Below are 18,622 nucleotides of genomic sequence, written 5' to 3' on the forward strand. Positions count from 1 at the left end.
GGGCGGTACGGGCTGTGGCAGGGATCCCGGCTGGCGGCCGGGCGGATCTCCCGCTGTACGGGAGAAGTTCCGCGTGGCACCTCCGACCCGGTGCCCTAGTAGGGCACGATTTACGCCATGTCGACCCCCCACGCGGGACGCCCGCAGCCTCGTCCGCGCCGCAAGGCGGAGCCGGCCGAGGAGCCGGCGCGCAACCCGGTCAAGCCGGGCCGGCTCCCGGTCAACGAGTTCCTGTACTTCCGCGCCGGCGCGGCCTCGCCGTTCGGTGACGATGTGACGTTCCCCCTGCCGACCACTTCACTGACCTATCGTCACTCCTAGACTCGGGAGCCGTGCTCGTCGGCTTCGATCTGGATATGACGCTGCTGGACACCCGTCCCGGGATCGCGGCCACGTACCGTGCGCTGTCGGCCCGGACGGGTGTCCACGTCGACGCGGACCTGGCGGTGAGCCGGCTCGGCCCGCCGTTGCAGCAGGAGATGTCGGAGTGGTTCCCGGCCGATGAGGTGCCGGAGGCCATCGCGTTGTATCGGAGTCTCTACCCCGAGCACGCGATCGCGCCGTCCGTTCCGCTGCCCGGCGCGGTCGAGGCCGTGGCGGCGGTGCGTGCCGCCGGGCTCCGGGCCGTGGTGGTGACGGCCAAGCTGACGAGGTTCGCGCAGATGCATCTGCGTTACGTCGGGCTGGAGGTCGACGAGGTGGTCGGCGACCTGTGGGCGGAGGGCAAGGCGGAGCCGCTGCGGGGCGGCCTCGCGTACGTCGGCGACCACGTGGCAGACGTACGGGCCGCCCGGACGGCGGGGGTTCGGGCGATCGCGGTGGCCACCGGTCCGTGTTCCCCGGATGAGCTACGCGTCGCCGGAGCCGATGACGTACTGCCCGATCTGACCCGGTTTCCGCTCCTCTTCGGCGCTATCTCGGTTGGAGCACGCGCCGACGGGTGACTAGCCTGGTTTTCGTTACGGGGACCGAGACGAGAAGCAGGGATCAACGTGCCGACGGGTCGAGTGAAGTGGTTCGATACGACGAAGGGCTTCGGCTTTCTGACCCGTGACGAGGGTGGCGACGTCTACGTGCACAAGGCCGCGCTGCCGGCCGGCGTGTCGGAGCTGAAGCCGGGGCAGCGGGTCGAGTTCGGCATCGTGGAGAGCCGCAAGGGCAACCAGGCGCTCCAGGTGAAGCTGGTCGACGCGCCGCCGTCGCTGGCCGAGCGGAGCGTCGAGCGCAACCGCCGCCCGGCCGAGGAGCTGCACGGGCTGATCGAGGACATGATCACTGTCCTGGAGTCCAAGGTCCAGCCGGACCTGCGGCGCGGCCGCTTCCCGGACAAGAAGACCGCTCGCACGGTCGCCGAGCTGGTCCACGCCGTCGCCCGGGAGCTGGAGATCTAGCTCAGTGCACCCGCGGGGAGGGCCGGGACCAGGCCCTCCTTCGCGGCGCGGCCGAGCAGCGCCTCCACCGCGCCGTAGCCCTCCGCGCCGAGGTCGAGCGTGAAGTCGTTCACGTACAGGGCGATGTGCTGGGCGACGACCGCCGGCTCCATCTCCTGGGCGTGGGCGAGGACGTAGTTCTGCGAGGCGGCCGGGTCGCGGAACGCGGCTTCCACCGAGGCGCGCACCCAGCCGGCCACGCGGTCCCGTTCACCGAACCCGCGCCGCATCAGGATCGCGCCGAGCGGGATCGGCAGGCCGGTGTCCCGTTCCCACCATTCGCCGAGGTCGACGAGGGCGCGCAGCCCGTGGCGTTCGAACGTGAAGCGCGCCTCGTGGATCACCAGGCCGGCGTCGTAGCGGCCGGCCGCCACGGCGGGCATGATCGCCGCGAACGGCACCACCTCCACCGACGCCGGTGTGCCCCCACCGGAGGCGGCCCACAGGCGCATGAGCAGGTACGCCGTCGTGCGGTCGCCGGGCACCGCCACGCGCAGCCCTTCCAGCGACGTGACCTCCGAAGCCGTCACCACCAGCGGCCCGCAGCCCCGGCCGAGCGCACCGCCGCACGGCAGCAGCTGGTACCGGTCGAGCAGCCACGGCAGCGCCGCGTACGACACCTTCACCACGTCGAGATCGGCCGTCAACGCCAGGTTGTTGGTGACGTCGACGTCGGCGTAGTGCGCCGTGACCTGCGGTGCGCCGGACACCAGCCCGTGCACGAGCGCGTGGTAGGCGAACGTGTCGTTGGGGCAGGGCGAGATGGTGAGGTTCACCCGTCCACGGTAGCCAGCAGCGGGCCCAGTGTGCCCAGGGCGTCCAGCGCCTCGCGGATCCTCCAGGCGCCGCGATCGCGCGGCCCTACGACGTTCGATATGGCTCTGATCTCGGAGAACGCGACTCCGGCGAGGGCGGCCGCGGACGCCGCGCCGAATCCCTCCATGCCCTCGGCGACGGCGTCGGGGTAGCGGGCGGCGAGCGCCTCGGCGGTCGCGGCGGTGCCGGTGACGGTCGAGACGGTGAGGATCGCGCCGGTCGCCGCGCCCGGGACGCCGACGGCCGTCGCGGGCAGGCTGGTCGCGCCGAAGCCGAGCGTGTCCAGCGGAATGAACCCCTCCGGTCCGTCGGCCCCCAGGTCCGCGGCCACGCTACGGGTCGCGATCACCAGCTTCCCTATGTGGGAACGGCCGGAGAAGCCACCGGCTATGCCGCAGCACACCACCCGGTCGACCCGCCGGGGCGCACGCGCCAGGTGCCAGGCCGTGCCGGCGGCCGCGGCGGCAGGCCCGACCCCGACGGCGACGACGTCCACCGCACACCCGTCCGGCAGTCCCTTGCGGACGGCGTCGCGTTCGGCGTCGACGGCGGTGACGACCAGGATCAACGCTCTTCCTCCGGGAGGCTCGACGGACGGTACAGGTGGAACCCGGGCGACTCGTCGTCGTCCGGTTCGTCGAGTCTGCCGGGGTCGGCCGGGAGCCGCCGCGTCGGGGCCGGGCCGCGGGGGTCGGCGACCTCGGGGACGAGCCGCTCGGGCGCGCGGGCGGTGGGGACGGCCACCCGGGTGGGTTCCTCGGCCGGCTCCGCCTTCTCGTGCTCGATCACCTCGGCGGCCCGCTTAGGGCGGCGCAGCCAGCGACGGCGCGGCTTCTCGGGCGTCGTCCCGGCCGGCGTCTCCCGCGCCGGCGTGGTGATCTCGCCCTCGATCACGGTCGGCTCGTCGCCCGGCCCGGCGGGCAGTTCCAGGGTCGGCGGCGGCTCGTCCTTCGTCAGGTCGACGGTGGTCTCCGGCTCCACGCTCGCGCCGGTGAGGCGTTCCTTGCGCAGGCGCCCGGCCACCCACACGGCCCGCAGCGCCCCGAGGACCAGCACGGCGGCGGCGACGAGCATCCCCCACCGCCCGCCGAACGGGATCAGCCCCAGCCCGCCCCCGGTCACCCAGGCGATCATCAGCAGCGTCTCGGCGTGCGCGAACGCCGTAGCCCGCGTCTCGTCGCCGGTGCGTTCCTGGATGACGGCGTCGACGGTCAGCTTCGCGAGCCCGCTGCCGGCGGCCGCGACGAGGCAGACCAGCAGCACGGCCGGCAGCGTGTACCAGCGGGCGGCGACCACGGCGACGAGCGCCGCCGCCACGATCGCACCCGCCTGCAGCAGCAACGGCCGGCGGATGCGCACCGACGTGCCCACGGCCGTCCCGAGGAACGACCCCACGCCCAGCGCGCCGGCGAGCAGCCCGATCGCCGCGGTCTCCTTCACGTCGGCGCCGAGGACGGTCCGGTCGAGATGCCCCTCTCGCACGCTGAACGCCACGTACAGCGCGAGGAACCCGTACAGCGCGCGCAGCGTCCCGCTGCCGATGAGCGTGGCGACCACGAGCGGCGCGGAGAGCACCTTGGCTCCCTTGGGCCCGCGCAGCTGCATCGGGCGGGGCACGCGTTCCGGCGGGTCGGAGTCGGCCCGGGGCGGCAGGCGCAGCGCGGTCACCATGCCGTACAGGAAAACGAGGAGGGCGATCCGCAGCGGCCACGCCTGCCCGCCCCACGCGGCGGCGGCGACCCCGACCGGCGCGATGACGGCCCCGGCGAGCGTGCCGAACACGGAGGCGCGCGCGTTCGCCTCGGAGAGCCCGAGCTTCGCCGGCAGGAGCCGGGGCACGGCCGCGCTGCGGGCCACCCCGTAGGCGCGGGAGAGCACCAGCACCCCGAACGCCGCCGGGTAGAGCGCGATCCCGTCGATGTTCTCGGAGATCATGTATGCGAGAAAGGCGCGCCCGAGGAACGTCGTCGCCAGCGCGTAGCGCCGTCCGTGCCGGAACCGGTCCAGCACCGGCCCGACGACCGGCGCCAGCACGGCGAACGGCAGCATCGTGACCACCAGGTACAGCGCCACGTTGCCGCGCGCCTCCCCGGCCGGAACGCTGAAGAAGATGGTGCCCGCGAGCCCGATGGCGACGAGCGCGTCACCGGCGATCGACGCGGCGTGCAGGTCCAGCAGCCGGATCATGCCGGGCTCGCCGGCACCGCCGCGGGTGCGCAGCCCGCGCACGCCCTTGCCCAGGTGCCGCCCGACGACCGCCGACCCTTTTGCGAGGTTCAGGAGCGCGTACGCCAGGGCGCCCAGGACCTGCCCGACCACCTGGATGAACGCCATACCGGGATCCTCTCCGATGTTCGTCCCACGGTAGGGAAGAATGTGCCTCGTGACGAGCGGAACCCGCACAGCGACCCGCAGCAGTGGCCGGACCCCGAAGCTGGATCAGGTGTGTGCCGACGCGGTTGACCTGGCCCGTGATGGTGTCGACGGCGTGCCGCCGGAGTTCGTCGGCGCGCATCTGGACGTGGTGCCCGAGGGCGAGCGCATCGTCACGCATCAGTTCGAGTGCCTGCAGCCCGGCTACCGGGGCTGGCGCTGGGCGGTGACCGTCGCCCGGGTGTCGCGCAGCAAGCACGTCACGATCTGCGAGACGGCGCTGCTGCCGGGGCCGGACGCGCTGGCCGCGCCGCCGTGGGTGCCGTGGCAGGACCGGCTTCAGCCGGGTGACCTCGGCGTCGGCGACATCCTGCCCACCGCGCCCGACGACGAACGCCTCCAGCAGGGCTACCTGCAGTCCGACGACCCGGCGGTCGAGGAGGTCGCGTGGGAGCTGGGGCTCGGCCGCCCGCGCGTGCTCTCCCGCGAGGGGCGCATCGACGTCGCGCAGCGCTGGTACGACGGGGACAACGGGCCCAACGCGCCGATCTCGGTGGCGGCGCCCAACTCGGCCCGCTGCGGCGGGTGCGGCTTCTACCTGCCGCTGGCCGGCGCGATGCGGCAGCTCTTCGGCGCCTGCGGCAACGCCTACGCGCCGGATGACGGTCGGGTGGTGAGCGCGGACCACGGGTGCGGCGCGCACTCGGAGGTGCTGGTGGAGCCGGTCGCCGTGGTGACCGAGCTGCCGACGGTCTACGACGACAGCGAGGTCGACCAGGTGCAGGGCCACCCGCAGGGCTCGGTCACCGACGGTGGCACCGACGACGCGGAGCCGTACGGCCACGGCTGAGTGCTACTCGGCGGCGCGGCGGGCCGCCCGGCGGCGGTCGTAGCGCCGCATCGTCACGAGGCCGACCAGGCCCCACAGGTCCCCGGCGACGCATGTCCAGAACCACTCCGGGTGGCTGTCCCGCCACGGGAGTACCGCCAACCCCGCGACGGTGAACGCCACGAGCCCCGCGACGACGAACGGCGTCATCGGCGGGTCCAGCGGCTCGGGCGCGGGGCGCAGCCCGGTCTTGCCCTCGGACGGTGGGGCGGTTTTCGGCACGTCCACCAGGGTACGCATGCCCGCCGGCGCCGTGAGGCAGCACACAGGTCGTTAGCCTGGCTCATTAGATAGGCTAACGATCGTGATGGTTCGCCAGGTCACCAGACGAGGGCCGGCAGCCGGCCCGCTCGCGGCGTCATTGCGCGACGCCATCATGCGGCTCAACCGGCGGGTGCGCCGGTCGCAGCCGGTCGGCGACCTGACGGTCAGTCAGGTGTCGGCGCTCAACAGCCTGGAGATGCACGGCGCGTTGAGCCCGCGCGAGCTGGCCGAGATCGAGCGCGTTCAGCCGCCGTCGATGACCAAGATCGTCGGCAAGTTGGAGGAACGCGGCCTGGTGCAACGCACCCCGCATCCGACCGACGGCCGGCAGGTGATCCTGTCGTGCTCCGAGGCGGGCCGGGAGATGGTGCGCTCGCACCGCCGGGCCAAGGACGCCTGGCTGGCCGGTCGGCTCGCCGAGTTGACCGCGGAGGAGCGCGAGGTGCTGCGCCGCGCCGCGGAGTTGTTGGAGCGCATCGTACGGAGCTGAGGAGGCGCATACCGGGTGCAAAGGGTCTTTCGGTCGTTCAAGGTCCGCAATTTCCGGCTGTTCATCACCGGTCAGATCGTCAAACTCGTCGGCGTCTGGATGCTCTTCGTCACCCAGGACTGGCTCGTCCTGGAGCTGTCGGGAGACTCCGCCACCGCACTGGGCCTGGTCACGGCACTGCAGTTCGCCCCGGTACTGCTGCTCACGCTCTACGGCGGCAAGCTCGCCGACCGGTACGACAAGCGCCACGTCATCATGCTGGCCAACGTCTTCTTCGCCGCCTGTTCGCTCTCCCTCGGGCTGCTGGTCGCCTTCGGCGCCGTGCGCCTGTGGCACGTGTTCCTCTTCGCGGCACTGATCGGCTGCGTGTCCGCCATCGAGAACCCGACCCGGCAGGCGTTCTGGTCGGAGCTGGTGGGCCCCGAGCTGATGCCTAACGCCCTGTCGCTCGGCTCGGCGACGTTCAATCTGGCGCGCCTGGTCGGTCCCGCCGTGGCCGGCGTGCTGATCGCCTCGCTCGGTTCGGGCACGGTGGTGCTGATCACCGCCGCGATGGCGGTCGTCGCCGTGGTGCTCCAGCTGCGGCTGCGCGCCGACGAGCTGTACCGGGACTTCGACCGGGCGCCCGCCAAGGCCGACACGAGCATCAAGGGCGGGCTGCGGTACGTCCAGCGCCGGCCCGACCTGATGCTGATCATGGCTCTCGTGCTCGTTATCGGGATGCTCGGCTTCAACTTCCAGCTCACGCTCGCCGTGCTCGCCAAGACGGTGTTCCGGACCGGGGCCGAGGCGTTCGGGGTGTTGACGTCGGCGCTGGCGTGCGGGGCGTTGGGCGGCGCGCTCGCCAGCACCGTGCGCCGCGGGCGGCCGACGGTGTACGTCGTGCTCGCCGCCGCGACGGCGTTCGCCACGCTGGAGACGCTGCTCGGGCTGGCGCCGACGTTCTGGCTCGCCATCACGCTGGCGCTGCCGACCGGATTCTTCATGATCTATTTCATGCAGGCCGCCAACCAGCGCATCCAGCTCGGCGTGGACCCGCTGTTCCGGGGGCGGGTGATGGCGCTGCACGTGCTCGTCTTCTTCGGTACCACGCCGCTCGGTGCGCCGCTGGTCGGCTGGGTCTCCGAGGAGTTCGGGCCGCGGGTGGGCATCTGGTCCGGCGGGCTCGGTTCGCTCGTCGCCGCGCTGGCCATCGCCCTGATCCAGGTGCGTCGCAGCAAGGCCCGCGTCCGGGTGCACCTGCGGCCGTCGCCGCACGTTCACCTCGCCGAACCGGCCTCCGCGGAAGGTCCGGCGCTCGAACTTCGGGTCCCCACATTGCGATAGAGGTCACACTCTGAATAGCCTCTGTGTGTGGCCGTCCTCCGCCCGCTACTGATCATGACGGCTGTGACGATCGTGGTCACGCTGCCGTCGCTGATCATGCTGGTCATGTCGTGGGACGGGGTGCACGAGCGGGTTTCCCGGTTCTGCCGGCGCCAGGTCCAGCGGCACCGGCCGTACCGGGGACTGACCATCCGCCAGCGGCGGCGTCTGGCCCGGCTCGATCGCACGCTGTCCGACCGGCGCGTATCCGCGTGGCCCGTCTGCCAGGGGCCGCCCATCGAGACCATCGCGATCGACCTGCGCCGGCTGCGCCGCCAGCGCGACGGCGTCGCCCAGCGTTCGCCGGTGTGGTTCACCGCCGTCGAGAAGGCCTACGACGAGCGGCTCGGCATGGCCTGCGAGCGGCTCGACATCGAGGCCCACATCGAGGAGCTGACCGGCATCGACCGCGAGATCGAGCGGGTGCGCGTCGAGGGCGAGCTGGAAGCGGCCGGCCTGCGCCTGGGCCCGGTGGCTCGTTGAGGCGCGCACCTTCATGAGGCTTTTCGTTGCCGCCTACCCGCCCGCGGAGGCGCTGGAAGACCTGGCCGGCCTGGTGTCCGGGCTGGCCATCGGGCAGCCCCGCGCGGCGGGGGAGTCGTTGCGCCTCGTGCCGCCGGAACGCTGGCACCTGACGCTCGCGTTCCTCGGCGAGGTCGCCGACGAGCGCCTCCCCGACGTGCACACCGCGCTCGCCGCCGCCGCGTCCCGCTGGCCGGACCAGCGGCCCGCCCCGTCGGTCGCGCTGTGCGGCGGCGGGCGGTTCGGCAAGGGCCGGTTCACCACCGTCTGGACGGGCGTGCGGGGCGACACCGCGGCACTGGGCGACGTCGTCACCGACATCCGGCAGCAGCTGCGGCGGGCGCGGTTGCCGTTCGACGCGAAGGCGTACCGGCCGCACGTCACGCTGGCCCGCCCCGCCGACCGCCTTTCCGAGGAGGAACTGGCCGCCGACCTCGACCGCCTCGGCCGCCACCAGGGTCCACAGTGGACGGTCGAGGCGATCGAACTGGTCCGCAGCACCCTCGGTCCGCAGATCACCTACGAACGGCTCGCCAGCTGGCCGCTCGTGGCGCCTACCAGGCCCACGCCTCCGGGCCGGGGCCGCCCTTTCCGAGCGGGGGGAAGATCTCGTCGAGCCGCGTGAGCGTGGCCTCGTCGAGCGTCACCTCCAACGCGCGCAGCGCGGCGTCGAGCTGCCCCATCGTGCGCGGCCCGACGATCGGCGCCGTCACGCCGGGGCGGGACAGCAGCCACGCGAGCCCGACGTCGGCCGGGTCGTGGCCGATCTCCGCGCAGAGCTTCTCGTAGGCCTCGATGGCCGGGCGGTGCTGCTCGAGCGTCTCCTTCGAACGCCCCTCCGCCGAGCGCCCCGCCTCGCCGGACTCAAGCTTGCGGAGGGCGCCGCTGAGCAGCCCGCCGTGCAGCGGCGACCACGGGATGATCCCGATGCCGTAGTGCTGCGCCGCCGGGATCACCTCCAGTTCGACCGCGCGGGTCATCAGGTTGTAGATCGACTGCTCGGAGACCAGCCCCAGGAAGTTGCGCTTCTCGGCGGCGGCCTGCGCCAGGCCGAGGTGCCAGCCCGCGAAGTTGGACGAGCCGACGTACAGCACCTTGCCCTGGGCGACGAGGATCTCCATCGCCTGCCAGATCTCCTCCCACGGCACTTCCCGCCGCACGTGGTGCATCTGGTACAGGTCGATGTGGTCGGTCTGCAGGCGCCGCAGCGAGGCCTCGCACTCGCGGATGATGTGCCGCGCCGACAGGCCCTGGTCGTTGGGCCCCTTGCCCATCGAGCCGTGCACCTTGGTGGCGAGCACGATCTCGTCGCGCCGGCCGCCGCCCTGGGCGAGCCAGCGTCCGATGATGTTCTCCGTGATGCCCTCGCCGAGCTTCCACCCGTAGACGTTGGCGGTGTCGAAGAAGATCATCCCGGTCTCGACCGCGCGGTCCATGATCGCGAAGCTGTCCGGCTCCGTGGTGGCGACCCCGAAGTTCATGGTGCCGAGGCACAGGCGCGACACGCGCAGCCCGGTCCGGCCGAGGTAGGTGTATTCCATAGGGAAAAACCTACTTCGCGGAGCTCTCCGTCAGGAGGTCTCGCGGGCCGGGGCGCTGCCGAAGAGCACGTCGTCCCAGCTGGGCAGGCGCTTGCGCGGCTTGTCGTCGCTGGCCGGACGCTCCGGACCGCTCGGGTGGCTCTTGAGCCGCGGCCGCAGGACGGCCAACGACGGCACCGTGGGCGCGTCGGAGGCGTCGGCCGGATCGTCGTCGAACGCCGAGATCGAGGTGCCGATCAACGCGGCCGCACCCCGGGCCCGGCGCGGCGGTGCCTCCGGCGCGGCGGGTGGTGCCGCGGGGGCCTCCCCCTCGGCCGAGGTCTCCTTCGGCTTGCCCAACGGGCGTTCCAGAGAAGCCAACAGCGCGTCCCGACCGGCCCGGATGGGATCCGGGGCGCCGAGGCCGCGACCGGGCCGCATCGGCTCGCGCCGCGCGGTGTCGGCGGCCGGGCGCATCGGCTCGTGACCGCCGCGGGTCGGCTCCCCGCGGGACGGCTCGCCGCGCCCGGGCAGCGCCTGCCCCGGCTCGGGAACGCCCGCCGGCCGCTCGCCGCAGAGGTAGTGCGCCATGTCGTCGTGCGGGGCGACCTGCTGGCGCGGCTTGTCCAACTCCCACACCGCCTGCGCGGTGGCCTTGCCGCTGGCCCAGGTGGCGATGATCCGCCACGTGCCGTCGTCGCGGCGGTAGGCGTCCCAGGAGATCTTCTCGACGTCGATGCCGTGCTGGCCGAGCCGACCGTCGACGACCTCGGCGAGGGTCGCGCCCTTGGCGGAGGTGCGCAGCTTGGTCCGGCGCGCGTGCTGGGCGAGCATGGCCCGCTCCTGCAGCACCGGGCCGGCGTAGCGCAGCACGCGGTCGACCGGAACGCCGGCCACCCGCGCGACCTCCTCGGCCGAGTCGCCGGAGCGGATTCGGGCCTGGATGTCGCGCGGGGACAACGACGGCGCCGCATCGGGTGCGGCGGGGGCGGTCAGGGTGGCGGTGGCGCCGGACGCGCGCTCGGGACGCATGGCGCCCGTGATCCGCTCGTCGATGGGCAGCGCGAGGAGACGTCCGACCTCATCGGCGAGGACGAATGCCTGCCCGTCCTCGGAGAGGGCGACGAACCGGACCGGTCGCATCGCGTGCCTCCGTCCATCCGCAGTGCCCGCCCGCACGGCCACTGTCCCATCGACACAGTACGGGCAACGTTAGCGGGTTCGCGGAAGGCACGCCGAGACTTCACGCGGACAAACCACCCATCGAGCTGGATCTAGAGCTGCTCCACCACGTAGTCGATGCACTTCGTGAGCGCCTCGACGTCGGCCGGGTCGACCGTCGGGTACATGGCGATGCGCAGCTGGTTGCGGCCCAGCTTGCGGTACGGCTCGGTGTCGACGATGCCGTTCGCGCGCAGGGCCTTGGCGATCGCGGAGGCGTCCAGGCCGTCGACGAAGTCGATCGTGCCGACGACGTTCGAACGGAGGGCCGGGTCGCTGACGTACGGCGTCGCCACCTGCGAACGCTCGGCCCAGCCGTACAGGAACCCGGCGCTCTCGGCGCTGCGCTTGGCGGCGAAGGAGAGCCCGCCGTTGGCGTTGAACCAGTCGGTCTGCTCCGCGGCCAGGAAGATCGTGGCCAGCGCGGGGGTGTTGTACGTCTGCTCCAGCCGGGACTGCTCGACGGCCGTCGCCAGGTCGAGGAACGCCGGCGTCCAGCGGCCGGTCGCCTTGATCTCCTCGACGCGCGCGATCGCGGCCGGCGAGAAGAGCGCGATCCACAGCCCGCCGTCCGACCCGAACGCCTTCTGCGGCGCGAAGTAGTACACGTCGGACTGGTTGAGGTCGACGTCGAGACCGCCCGCGCCGGAGGTGGCGTCGTGCAGCATGAGCGCGCCCGCGTCGGCTCCCGCGACCCGCTTGACCGGCACGGCGACGCCGGTCGACGTCTCGTTGTGCGGGGTGGCGTAGGCGTCGATGCCGGCCTCGGCGACGAGCTCCGGGGCGGAACCCGGCTCGGCCTTGCGGATCGACTGCTCACCCAGGTGCGGGGCGGTCTGCGCGGCCTTGGCGAACTTGGCGCCGAACTCACCGAAGCTGGCGAACTGCGCCCGTTCCTTGATCAGCCCGAACGTGGCGGCGTCCCAGAAGGCCGTCGTCCCGCCGTTGCTGATGATGACCTCGTAGCCGTCGGGCGCGCCGAAGAACTCCGCGACACTCCGGCGCAGCCGGGCGACCTCGTTCTTCACCGTCTTCTGCCGGTGCGAGGTGCCGAGGAACGTCGTGGACACCCGGGACAGCGCCTCGACGGCCTCCGGTCGCACCTTGCTGGGGCCCGAGCCGAACCGGCCGTCGGCGGGCTTGAGGTCGTCCGGGATCCGGATGTCTGCCACGGTGGGGAGTCCTCTCGCAGATGGGCGGGATGCCGGGGACGATCCTGCCACCAGACCCACGGTCACGCCGATGCGACGAGGCGATTACGCGATGGGGCTCACACCCGTGCGAGTGACGGGCGTGAGCCCCGTTACGGGCGGACCTGATCAGACGCCGTGCGGGATCTCGGCCCAGCCCTCCACGTCCTGGGGCTTGCGCGGCGCCGGCCCCACGTACGTCGCGCTCGGGCGGACCAGCCGGCCGAGCTTCTTCTGTTCGAGCACGTGGGCGCTCCACCCGGCGACCCGCGCACAGGTGAACATCGACGTGAACATGTGCGCCGGCACCTCGGCGAAGTCGAGCACGACGGCCGACCAGAACTCGACGTTCGTGGCGAGCACGCGGTCGGGGCGGCGGGCCTGCAGTTCCTCGAGGGCCGCCTTCTCCAGCGCCTCCGCCACCTCGAACCGGGGCGCGCCCAGTTCGCGGGCGGTGCGCCGCAGCACGCGGGCACGCGGGTCCTCGGCGCGGTACACGCGGTGGCCGAAGCCCATGAGGCGTTCGCCGCGATCCAGCACGCTGCGCACGTAGCTCTGGGCGTCGCCGGTGCGCTCGACGGCTTCCAGCATCGACAGCACCCGCGACGGCGCGCCGCCGTGCAGCGGGCCGGAGAGCGCACCGATCGCGCTGGAGATGCAGGCGGCGGCGTCGGCACCGGTGGAGGCGACGATGCGCGTGGTGAACGTCGAGGCGTTCAGGCCGTGCTCGGCGGCGGAGATGAAGTAGGCGTCGACGGCCTTCACGTGGCGCGGGTCGGGCTCGCCGCGCCAGCGCTTCATGAACCGTTCGACGATGGTGGTCGCCTTGTCGATCTCCTTCTGCGGAACGGCCGGCAGGCCCAGCCCGCGCGCCGCCTGGGCGACGAACGACAGCGCCGTCACGGAGACCCGGGCGAGGTCCTCGCGGGCCTGCGGGTCGGAGATGTCGAGCAGCTGGCCCAGGCCCCAGTAGGGCGCGAGCATGGCGACGGCGGACTGCACGTCGACGCGGATGTCGCCGGAGTGCACCGGCACCGGGAACGGCTCGGCCGGCGGCAGCCCGGGACCGAACTTGCCGTCGACCAGCAGCGCCCAGACGTTGCCGAACGACACCTGGCCGATCAGGTCCTCGATGTCCACACCCCGGTAGCGCAGCGCGCCGCCCTGACGGTCGGGTTCGGCGATCTCGGTCTCGAACGCGATCACGCCCTCGAGGCCTGGTTTGAAGTCAGACATTCGTTCTCCCGGGTGGGTTCATGGCGGCGGTGGTGTGGCGGCGGTCTTCCGTTGTGCGGATGTGCTCTGCGCCATCTTGTCCCCAGTCGCGGGTACGCGATGACTGAACGGGTGTTCAGATGTGTTACGCCGCACATCTTCACGCATCCGGCCAGTACGGAGAAAGGATGTGAACGTGACACCGAGCACACCGGAGGACATCGCGCGTCATCGGCGGGACGGCCTTGCCCGGATGCGTCACGAATACTCCGGGACATTGACCGAGGATGATATAGCCGCCGATTGGCCGACGCAGTTCGGTGCCTGGTTCGACGATGCGGTGTCGGCGGGAGTGTCCGAGCCGAACGCGATGGTGCTCGCGACCGCCGACGCCGCGGGCCGGCCGAGCGCCCGCACCGTGCTCATGAAGGACTACGACGAGAGGGGCTTCGTCTTCTACACGAACCACGACTCGCGCAAGGGCCGTCAGCTCGCGCAGAACCCGTTCGCCGCGCTCACGTTCCCCTGGTATCCGCTGCACCGGCAGGTCCACGCCGCCGGCTCGGTCGCGCCGGTGACCAGGGCGGAGACCGAGGAGTACTTCGCGCTGCGCCCGCGGGGCGCGCAGCTCGGCGCGTGGGCCTCGACCCAGTCGAGCGTGCTGCCGTCGCGGGCCGCGCTGGAGGAGTCGCTGGCCGCGGTCGAGGAACGGTTCCCGGACGAGGTGCCGGCGCCGCCGCACTGGGGCGGGTACCGGCTCACCCCGGAGACGGTGGAGTTCTGGCAGGGCCGCCGCGACCGGCTGCACGACCGCCTGCGGTTCCGCGCGTCCGACGGCGGCTGGGTGATCGAGCGGCTGGCGCCTTGAGTCTGATCGACGTTGTCCGTCGCCATGCGATCGACGTCCGGCCGTTGCGCCACGCGGCGTACCGTCGGCTCTTCGTCGGGAACGTCTTCTCGTTCCTCGGATACCAGCTCACCGCCGTCGCGGTGCCCGTCGAGATGTACCTGATCACGAAGAGTTCGCTCTGGGTCGGGCTGCTGGGTTTCGCCGGGCTGTTCCCGCTGATCGGCTTCTCGCTGTGGGGCGGGGCGATGGCCGACGCCATGGACCGGCGGCGGGTGCTGATGGCCAGTTCGTCGGTGGCGTGGGCGAGCACGGCCGCGCTTTGCGCGCAGGCGCTGCTGGGCGTCGGGAGCCGGTGGCTGCTGCTGGTGATCGTGGCGGTGCAGTCCGGCGCGTTCGCGGTCAGTTCGGCGACCCGGTCGGCCGTCGTGTCGCGGCTGGTGCCGGAGGAGGAGATCGCCTCGGCGAGCACCCTCAACTACACGGCCTCCACCCTGGGAGCGATCCTCGGCCCGCTGGCCGCCGGTGTGGTGCTCGCCGGCGGCGACGAACGCGGCATCGCCCTGGCGTACGGGCTCGACGCGGCGATGTTCACGGTGGCGATGTGGGCGGTGTTCCGGCTGCCGGAGATGCGGCCGCTGGTCGAGGTGGGCACCAGCCGCTGGCGGGATCTCGTCGACGGGCTGGCCTATCTGCGGACGACGCCGATCGTGCTGCTGACGTTCGTGATCGACATCGCGGCGATGGTGCTGGCGCTGCCGCGCGCGCTCTTCCCCGAGGTGGCCGAGGAGCGCTTCGGCGGCCAGGCGGCGGTCGGGTGGCTGTTCAGCGCGATCGCGATCGGGTCGCTGGTGGCCGGTGTCGCGTCCGGCTGGGTGGGCCGGGTGCGCCGGCAGGGGATCGCGATCGTGGTGGCCGTCGCGATCTGGGGGCTGTCGGTGGCGGCCGCCGGGCTGGCGCCGTGGCTGTGGCTGGCGGTGCTGCTGCTCGCCGTCGGCGGGGCCGCCGACATGATTTCCGCGGTGTACCGGCAGACGGTCCTGTTGACCTACGCGCCGGACGAGATGCGCGGTCGTTTGCAAGGCGCGTTCATTGCGGTCGTCGCGGGCGGGCCCCGGTTGGGTGATCTTCGGGTGGGCGCCACGGCGGTCGTCACCGGCGCAACCGTCTCCTGGGTGGGGGGTGGAATCGCCGCCGCACTGGTGGCGGTCCTACTCGGTGTGGCGTACCCGGCACTGCTTCGCTATACCCCCACGAAATCGGCCGGGTAGGGTGCCGATCCATGAACGCCGCCTCCGCTCTCAGCCGCACGCTCACCGGTCAGCAGTGGTCCATCTCCGCCGACGGCCATGAGGCCGTCGTCGTCGAGGTGGGCGGCGGGCTGCGGGAGTACCGCCACGCCGGTCAGGACCTGGTCGACGGGTACGGGCCGGACGAGATCTGCCCCGGTTCCGCCGGCCAGATTCTCGCGCCGTGGCCCAACCGGATCCGCGACGGGCGGTACACGTTCGAGGGAACGACGTACGACCTGCCGCTCACCGAGCCGGCCCGGCACAACTCGATCCACGGCCTGGTCAACTGGAGCCGCTGGGTGCCGGTGTCGGTGGAGCCGGACGCGGTGACGCTGGAGCACGAGCTGGTGCCGCTGCCGGGTTACCCGTGGCCGCTGGTCCTGCGCACCACGTGGCGGGTGGGGGCCGACGGGCTGACCGCGCACCACGAGGTGACCAACGTCGGGACGCAGCCGGCGCCGTTCGGGCTGGCGTCGCACCCGTATCTCCAGGTTCCGGGCGTCAAGGTCGAGGATCTTTCGCTCGAACTGGCATGTCAGAACCGGCTCCTGCTCGACGGCCGGCTGCTGCCCATCGGCGCGGCGAAGGTGGCCGGCACCGACCTGGACTTCGCGACGCCGCGCCGGATCGGGCCGGCGGTGCTGGACCTGGCGTTCAACGAACCGGCGCAGGACGACGCGGGCGTCTCGGTGGCGCGCCTGCGCGGCCCCGACGGCAACGGTGTGGAGATGTGGGCGGACGAGGCGTTCGGCTGGTGGCAGGTCTTCACCGGGGACACGCTGGCCCCGCCGCGGCACCGCCGCTCGGTGGCGATCGAGCCGATGACGTGCCCGCCGGACGCGTTCCGCTCGGGGCGGGACCTGCTGGTGCTGGCGCCCGGCCAGACCTGGCGCGGGGCGTGGGGCGTGCGCCCGCTGGCGGCCTGATGCGATTTGCCGACGTGGTCCGGGGCCGGCGCATGGTGCGCAACTACGACCCGGACCGGCCGGTCCCGCCGCAGGTGCTGGACCGGCTGTTGGACCACGCGGTGCGGGCGCCGTCGGCCGGGTTCACGCAGGGGTGGGGTTTCCTGGTCCTGACCGAACCGGCCGACCGGGAGCTGTTCTGGGCGGTGACCGCCGACCGGGGCCGGACCGGCTGGCTGGAACGGATGAGCCGCGCGCCGGTGATCGTCGTTCCGCACGGCAGCCGCGAGGCGTATGTCGACCGCTACGCGCAGCCGGACAAATTCTCATCCGGGCCTATGCCTTCCGGCCCGGAAGAGCGGGCCGGCTCCGCCGGCAGGGGCCGCGCCGAGGTGCCCTGGGACGTGCCGTACTGGTACGTCGACGCGGGCTTCGCCAGCCTGTTGATGCTGCTCGGCGCCGTCGACGAGGGGCTGGGCGCGTGTTTCTTCGGCATCCCGGCCGGGAACGTCGACGCCTACCGGGCCGCGTTCGGGGTGCCGGCGGAGTTCGCGCCGGTCGGGGCGCTGACGATCGGCTATCCGGCCCCCGGCCCACGGTCACCGTCCCTACGGAGGGGGCGAAAACCGGTCGGACAGGTGACATACCGCGGACGGTGGGCGGTTCCGTACTGACCGTTGCGAATCCGAGAATTGTCGGTGAAGGTCGGTACGCTGTCGTGCGTCGGGCTCAGGGGAGGGTAAAGCGCAGTGATCTTCAAAGCGGTCCGCGAGGGCCGGCCCTACCCGGAGCATGGGCTCACTCTCAAGGAGTGGGCCGAGATTCCCCCGCGGCCGGTGCGCCTGGACCAGCTCACCACCACCAAGCGTGAGTTGGCGCTCGACCGCCTCCTGGCCGAGGACTCCACGTTCTACGGCGACCTCTTCCCGCACGTGGTGCAGTGGGAGGGCGGCATGTACCTGGAGGACGGCCTGCACCGCGCGCTGCGGGCCGCGCTCCAGCAGCGCACGTCGATCCACGCTCGCGTCTACCAGCTCTGACGGGGTGCACACGATATGACCGGCCTGCTCGACCTCGACTCGTTGCACTCCGACGAGGAGCTCCAGATCCGGGAGGTCGTGCGTCGGCTCGTCGACGAGCACGTGCGCCCCCACGTCGCCGGCTGGTACGAGGACGGGCACGTGCCCGTGCGCGACCTGGCGAAGGCGTTCGCGGAGGTGGGCCTGCTCGGGATGCATCTTTCGGGGTACGGCTGCGCCGGCGCCTCGGCGGTCGCCTACGGGCTGGCCTGCCTGGAGCTGGAGGCCGGCGACTCCGGCGTGCGGTCGCTGGTGAGCGTGCAGGGCTCGCTGGCGATGTTCGCGATCTGGAAGTGGGGCAGCGAGGAGCAGAAGCAGCGCTGGCTGCCGTCGATGGCGGCCGGCGACGCGATCGGCTGTTTCGGGCTGACCGAGCCCGATCACGGTTCCGACCCGGCGTCGATGGCGACGCGGGCCCGGCGCGACGGTTCGGACTGGGTGCTCAACGGCTCCAAGATGTGGATCACCAACGCGCCGGTGGCCGACGTGGCCGTGATCTGGGCGCGGGTCGAGGAGGGCGTCACCGGCTTCGTGGTGCCGACCGACGCGCCCGGGTTCAGCGCGCGGGAGATCAAGCAGAAGCTGTCGCTGCGCGCCTCGTCGACCGGCGAGATCGTGCTCGACGACGTGCGGCTGCCGGCCGACGCGCAGTTGCCGTTCGCCAAGGGGCTGAAGGCGCCGCTGAGCTGCCTGACCGAGGCGCGCTACGGCATCGTGTGGGGTGCGCTCGGGGCCGCCCGGGACTGCCTGGACACCGCGATCGACTACGCGCGGACGCGGGAGCAGTTCGGCCGGCCGATCGGCGGGTTCCAGCTGACCCAGGCGAAGCTGGCCGACATGGCGGTCGAGCTGGAGAAGGGCTACCTGCTCGCGGTGCACCTCGGGCGCACGCACGACGCCGGGCGGCTCAAGCCGCACCAGGTCAGCGTCGGCAAGCTCAACAACGTGCGCGAGGCCATCGCGATCGCCCGCCAGTGCCGCACGATCCTCGGCGCCAACGGCATCAGCGGCGAATACCCGGTGTTGCGGCACGCTAACAATCTGGAGAGCGTGCTGACCTACGAGGGCACCTCCGAGGTGCACCAGCTGGTGATCGGTCAGCAGCTCACGGGCCTTGCCGCGTTCACCTGACCGGTCAGGTGTCGGGTTGTGCGCGACTGGGCACTATTAGCGCCAGGACCACATCTCGACCGGAGGGCCGAGC

General features: G+C 72.3%; 22 protein-coding genes. 14 read left to right on the forward strand and 8 right to left on the reverse strand.

Translation table 11 applies throughout. The annotated features are described in order from the left end of the window. Positions 1-117: 117 nt before the first annotated feature. Genes Val02_RS06525 through Val02_RS48145 form a run of 3 tightly spaced genes read left to right on the forward strand, consistent with a single transcriptional unit; the run spans position 118 to position 1,391 of the window. Positions 118-321: a hypothetical protein gene (locus tag Val02_RS06525; protein ID WP_203898007.1), complete on the forward strand. Its 204-nt coding sequence runs from the start codon at positions 118-120 to the stop codon at positions 319-321. Between the two features lie 11 nt (positions 322-332). After that, positions 333-944 carry an HAD family hydrolase gene (locus Val02_RS06530; RefSeq protein WP_275415554.1) on the forward strand — a complete coding sequence of 204 codons (612 nt, stop codon included), beginning with the start codon at positions 333-335 and terminating at the stop codon, positions 942-944. A 48-nt stretch (positions 945-992) separates the two neighbouring features. Beyond that, positions 993-1,391: a cold-shock protein gene (locus Val02_RS48145; RefSeq protein WP_203898009.1), complete on the forward strand. Its 399-nt coding sequence runs from the start codon at positions 993-995 to the stop codon at positions 1,389-1,391. On the opposite strand, the gene Val02_RS06540 is transcribed toward Val02_RS48145, so the two are convergent. From Val02_RS06540 to Val02_RS06550, 3 genes are read right to left on the reverse strand one after another with little or no spacing between them, the layout of a single operon-like run. Next, positions 1,388-2,206, reverse strand: coding sequence for a 1,4-dihydroxy-6-naphtoate synthase (locus Val02_RS06540; RefSeq protein ID WP_203898010.1), 819 nt, complete (start codon positions 2,204-2,206; stop codon positions 1,388-1,390). The genes Val02_RS48145 and Val02_RS06540 overlap by 4 nt on opposite strands. Next, positions 2,203-2,814: a futalosine hydrolase gene (locus tag Val02_RS06545; protein WP_203898011.1), complete on the reverse strand. Its 612-nt coding sequence runs from the start codon at positions 2,812-2,814 to the stop codon at positions 2,203-2,205. The genes Val02_RS06540 and Val02_RS06545 overlap by 4 nt, the downstream gene beginning before the upstream one ends. Then, positions 2,811-4,580, reverse strand: a complete 1,770-nt coding sequence (locus Val02_RS06550; RefSeq protein ID WP_203898012.1) for an MFS transporter — start codon at positions 4,578-4,580, stop codon at positions 2,811-2,813. The genes Val02_RS06545 and Val02_RS06550 overlap by 4 nt, the downstream gene beginning before the upstream one ends. 49 nt (positions 4,581-4,629) lie before the next feature. On the opposite strand from Val02_RS06550, the gene Val02_RS06555 reads away from it, so the two are divergent. Then, complete coding sequence (locus Val02_RS06555) at positions 4,630-5,469, forward strand: DUF3027 domain-containing protein (RefSeq protein ID WP_239152484.1); 840 nt, start codon at positions 4,630-4,632, stop codon at positions 5,467-5,469. A gap of 3 nt (positions 5,470-5,472) precedes the next feature. Here Val02_RS06555 and Val02_RS06560 read toward each other — a convergent pair whose 3' ends face one another. Then, positions 5,473-5,730: a DUF2530 domain-containing protein gene (locus Val02_RS06560; protein WP_373317861.1), complete on the reverse strand. Its 258-nt coding sequence runs from the start codon at positions 5,728-5,730 to the stop codon at positions 5,473-5,475. An 85-nt stretch (positions 5,731-5,815) separates the two neighbouring features. Here Val02_RS06560 and Val02_RS06565 point away from each other — a divergent pair, with 85 nt between their 5' ends. From Val02_RS06565 to thpR, 4 genes are all read left to right on the forward strand, one after another. Beyond that, the gene (locus Val02_RS06565) at positions 5,816-6,262 is read left to right on the forward strand and encodes a MarR family winged helix-turn-helix transcriptional regulator (protein ID WP_203898393.1); all 447 of its coding nucleotides are present in this window, start codon (positions 5,816-5,818) and stop codon (positions 6,260-6,262) included. 15 nt (positions 6,263-6,277) lie between these two features. After that, on the forward strand, positions 6,278-7,588 hold the full coding sequence (locus tag Val02_RS06570; RefSeq protein ID WP_203898015.1) for an MFS transporter: 1,311 nt from the start codon (positions 6,278-6,280) through the stop codon (positions 7,586-7,588). A gap of 63 nt (positions 7,589-7,651) precedes the next feature. Beyond that, positions 7,652-8,110, forward strand: a complete 459-nt coding sequence (locus tag Val02_RS06575; RefSeq protein ID WP_203898016.1) for a hypothetical protein — start codon at positions 7,652-7,654, stop codon at positions 8,108-8,110. A gap of 13 nt (positions 8,111-8,123) precedes the next feature. Next, positions 8,124-8,774: an RNA 2',3'-cyclic phosphodiesterase gene (gene thpR, locus Val02_RS06580; protein WP_203898017.1), complete on the forward strand. Its 651-nt coding sequence runs from the start codon at positions 8,124-8,126 to the stop codon at positions 8,772-8,774. On the opposite strand, the gene Val02_RS06585 is transcribed toward thpR, so the two are convergent. The 4 genes from Val02_RS06585 to Val02_RS06600 all read right to left on the reverse strand — a co-directional run bounded on the left by Val02_RS06585 (position 8,704) and on the right by Val02_RS06600 (position 13,316). Continuing rightward, positions 8,704-9,690 (reverse strand): aldo/keto reductase, encoded by a 987-nt coding sequence (locus Val02_RS06585; RefSeq protein ID WP_203898018.1) that lies wholly within the window; start codon positions 9,688-9,690, stop codon positions 8,704-8,706. The two genes, thpR and Val02_RS06585, sit on opposite strands and share 71 nt — an antisense overlap. A 30-nt stretch (positions 9,691-9,720) precedes the next feature. After that, entirely contained in the window at positions 9,721-10,812 is a 1,092-nt protein-coding gene (sepH, locus tag Val02_RS06590; protein WP_203898019.1) for a septation protein SepH, read from the reverse strand. Positions 10,813-10,943: 131 nt separating this feature from the next. Continuing rightward, a complete protein-coding gene (serC, locus tag Val02_RS06595) occupies positions 10,944-12,053 on the reverse strand; it encodes a phosphoserine transaminase (RefSeq protein WP_203898394.1) in 1,110 nt (369 codons plus the stop codon). Between the two features lie 156 nt (positions 12,054-12,209). Continuing rightward, positions 12,210-13,316, reverse strand: a complete 1,107-nt coding sequence (locus Val02_RS06600; RefSeq protein WP_203898020.1) for a citrate synthase 2 — start codon at positions 13,314-13,316, stop codon at positions 12,210-12,212. A 232-nt stretch (positions 13,317-13,548) separates the two neighbouring features. Here Val02_RS06600 and pdxH point away from each other — a divergent pair, with 232 nt between their 5' ends. The 6 genes from pdxH (at position 13,549) to Val02_RS06630 (ending at position 18,549) form a co-directional block, all read left to right on the forward strand. Then, positions 13,549-14,163 (forward strand): pyridoxamine 5'-phosphate oxidase, encoded by a 615-nt coding sequence (gene pdxH / locus Val02_RS06605; protein WP_203898395.1) that lies wholly within the window; start codon positions 13,549-13,551, stop codon positions 14,161-14,163. Beyond that, the gene (locus Val02_RS06610) at positions 14,160-15,413 is read left to right on the forward strand and encodes an MFS transporter (RefSeq protein ID WP_203898021.1); all 1,254 of its coding nucleotides are present in this window, start codon (positions 14,160-14,162) and stop codon (positions 15,411-15,413) included. Before pdxH ends, Val02_RS06610 begins: the two co-directional genes overlap by 4 nt. 11 nt (positions 15,414-15,424) lie before the next feature. After that, complete coding sequence (locus Val02_RS06615) at positions 15,425-16,360, forward strand: aldose 1-epimerase family protein (RefSeq protein WP_203898022.1); 936 nt, start codon at positions 15,425-15,427, stop codon at positions 16,358-16,360. Then, positions 16,360-17,013: a nitroreductase family protein gene (locus Val02_RS06620; RefSeq protein WP_203898023.1), complete on the forward strand. Its 654-nt coding sequence runs from the start codon at positions 16,360-16,362 to the stop codon at positions 17,011-17,013. The genes Val02_RS06615 and Val02_RS06620 overlap by 1 nt, the downstream gene beginning before the upstream one ends. Before the next feature lie 75 nt (positions 17,014-17,088). Beyond that, a complete protein-coding gene (locus Val02_RS06625) occupies positions 17,089-17,379 on the forward strand; it encodes a type II toxin-antitoxin system VapB family antitoxin (protein WP_203898024.1) in 291 nt (96 codons plus the stop codon). Between the two features lie 15 nt (positions 17,380-17,394). Next, positions 17,395-18,549 carry an acyl-CoA dehydrogenase family protein gene (locus tag Val02_RS06630; protein ID WP_203898025.1) on the forward strand — a complete coding sequence of 385 codons (1,155 nt, stop codon included), beginning with the start codon at positions 17,395-17,397 and terminating at the stop codon, positions 18,547-18,549. Positions 18,550-18,622: the final 73 nt, after the last annotated feature.

The organism is Virgisporangium aliadipatigenens, assembly GCF_016863615.1.
In the GTDB taxonomy this organism is placed as follows: domain Bacteria; phylum Actinomycetota; class Actinomycetes; order Mycobacteriales; family Micromonosporaceae; genus Virgisporangium; species Virgisporangium aliadipatigenens.

What these genes read in the sequence shown, in the direction of transcription:
- Val02_RS06525 (WP_203898007.1), top strand. Translation starts at nt 118, where the DNA reads ATGTCGACCCCCCACGCGGGACGCCCGCAGCCTCGTCCGCGCCGCAAG.
- Val02_RS06550 (WP_203898012.1), bottom strand. Translation starts at nt 4,580, where the DNA reads ATGGCGTTCATCCAGGTGGTCGGGCAGGTCCTGGGCGCCCTGGCGTAC.
- Val02_RS06565 (WP_203898393.1), top strand. Translation starts at nt 5,816, where the DNA reads ATGGTTCGCCAGGTCACCAGACGAGGGCCGGCAGCCGGCCCGCTCGCG.
- thpR (WP_203898017.1), top strand. Translation starts at nt 8,124, where the DNA reads ATGAGGCTTTTCGTTGCCGCCTACCCGCCCGCGGAGGCGCTGGAAGAC.
- Val02_RS06585 (WP_203898018.1), bottom strand. Translation starts at nt 9,690, where the DNA reads ATGGAATACACCTACCTCGGCCGGACCGGGCTGCGCGTGTCGCGCCTG.
- sepH (WP_203898019.1), bottom strand. Translation starts at nt 10,812, where the DNA reads ATGCGACCGGTCCGGTTCGTCGCCCTCTCCGAGGACGGGCAGGCATTC.
- Val02_RS06600 (WP_203898020.1), bottom strand. Translation starts at nt 13,316, where the DNA reads ATGTCTGACTTCAAACCAGGCCTCGAGGGCGTGATCGCGTTCGAGACC.
- pdxH (WP_203898395.1), top strand. Translation starts at nt 13,549, where the DNA reads ATGCGTCACGAATACTCCGGGACATTGACCGAGGATGATATAGCCGCC.
- Val02_RS06615 (WP_203898022.1), top strand. Translation starts at nt 15,425, where the DNA reads ATGAACGCCGCCTCCGCTCTCAGCCGCACGCTCACCGGTCAGCAGTGG.
- Val02_RS06620 (WP_203898023.1), top strand. Translation starts at nt 16,360, where the DNA reads ATGCGATTTGCCGACGTGGTCCGGGGCCGGCGCATGGTGCGCAACTAC.
- Val02_RS06630 (WP_203898025.1), top strand. Translation starts at nt 17,395, where the DNA reads ATGACCGGCCTGCTCGACCTCGACTCGTTGCACTCCGACGAGGAGCTC.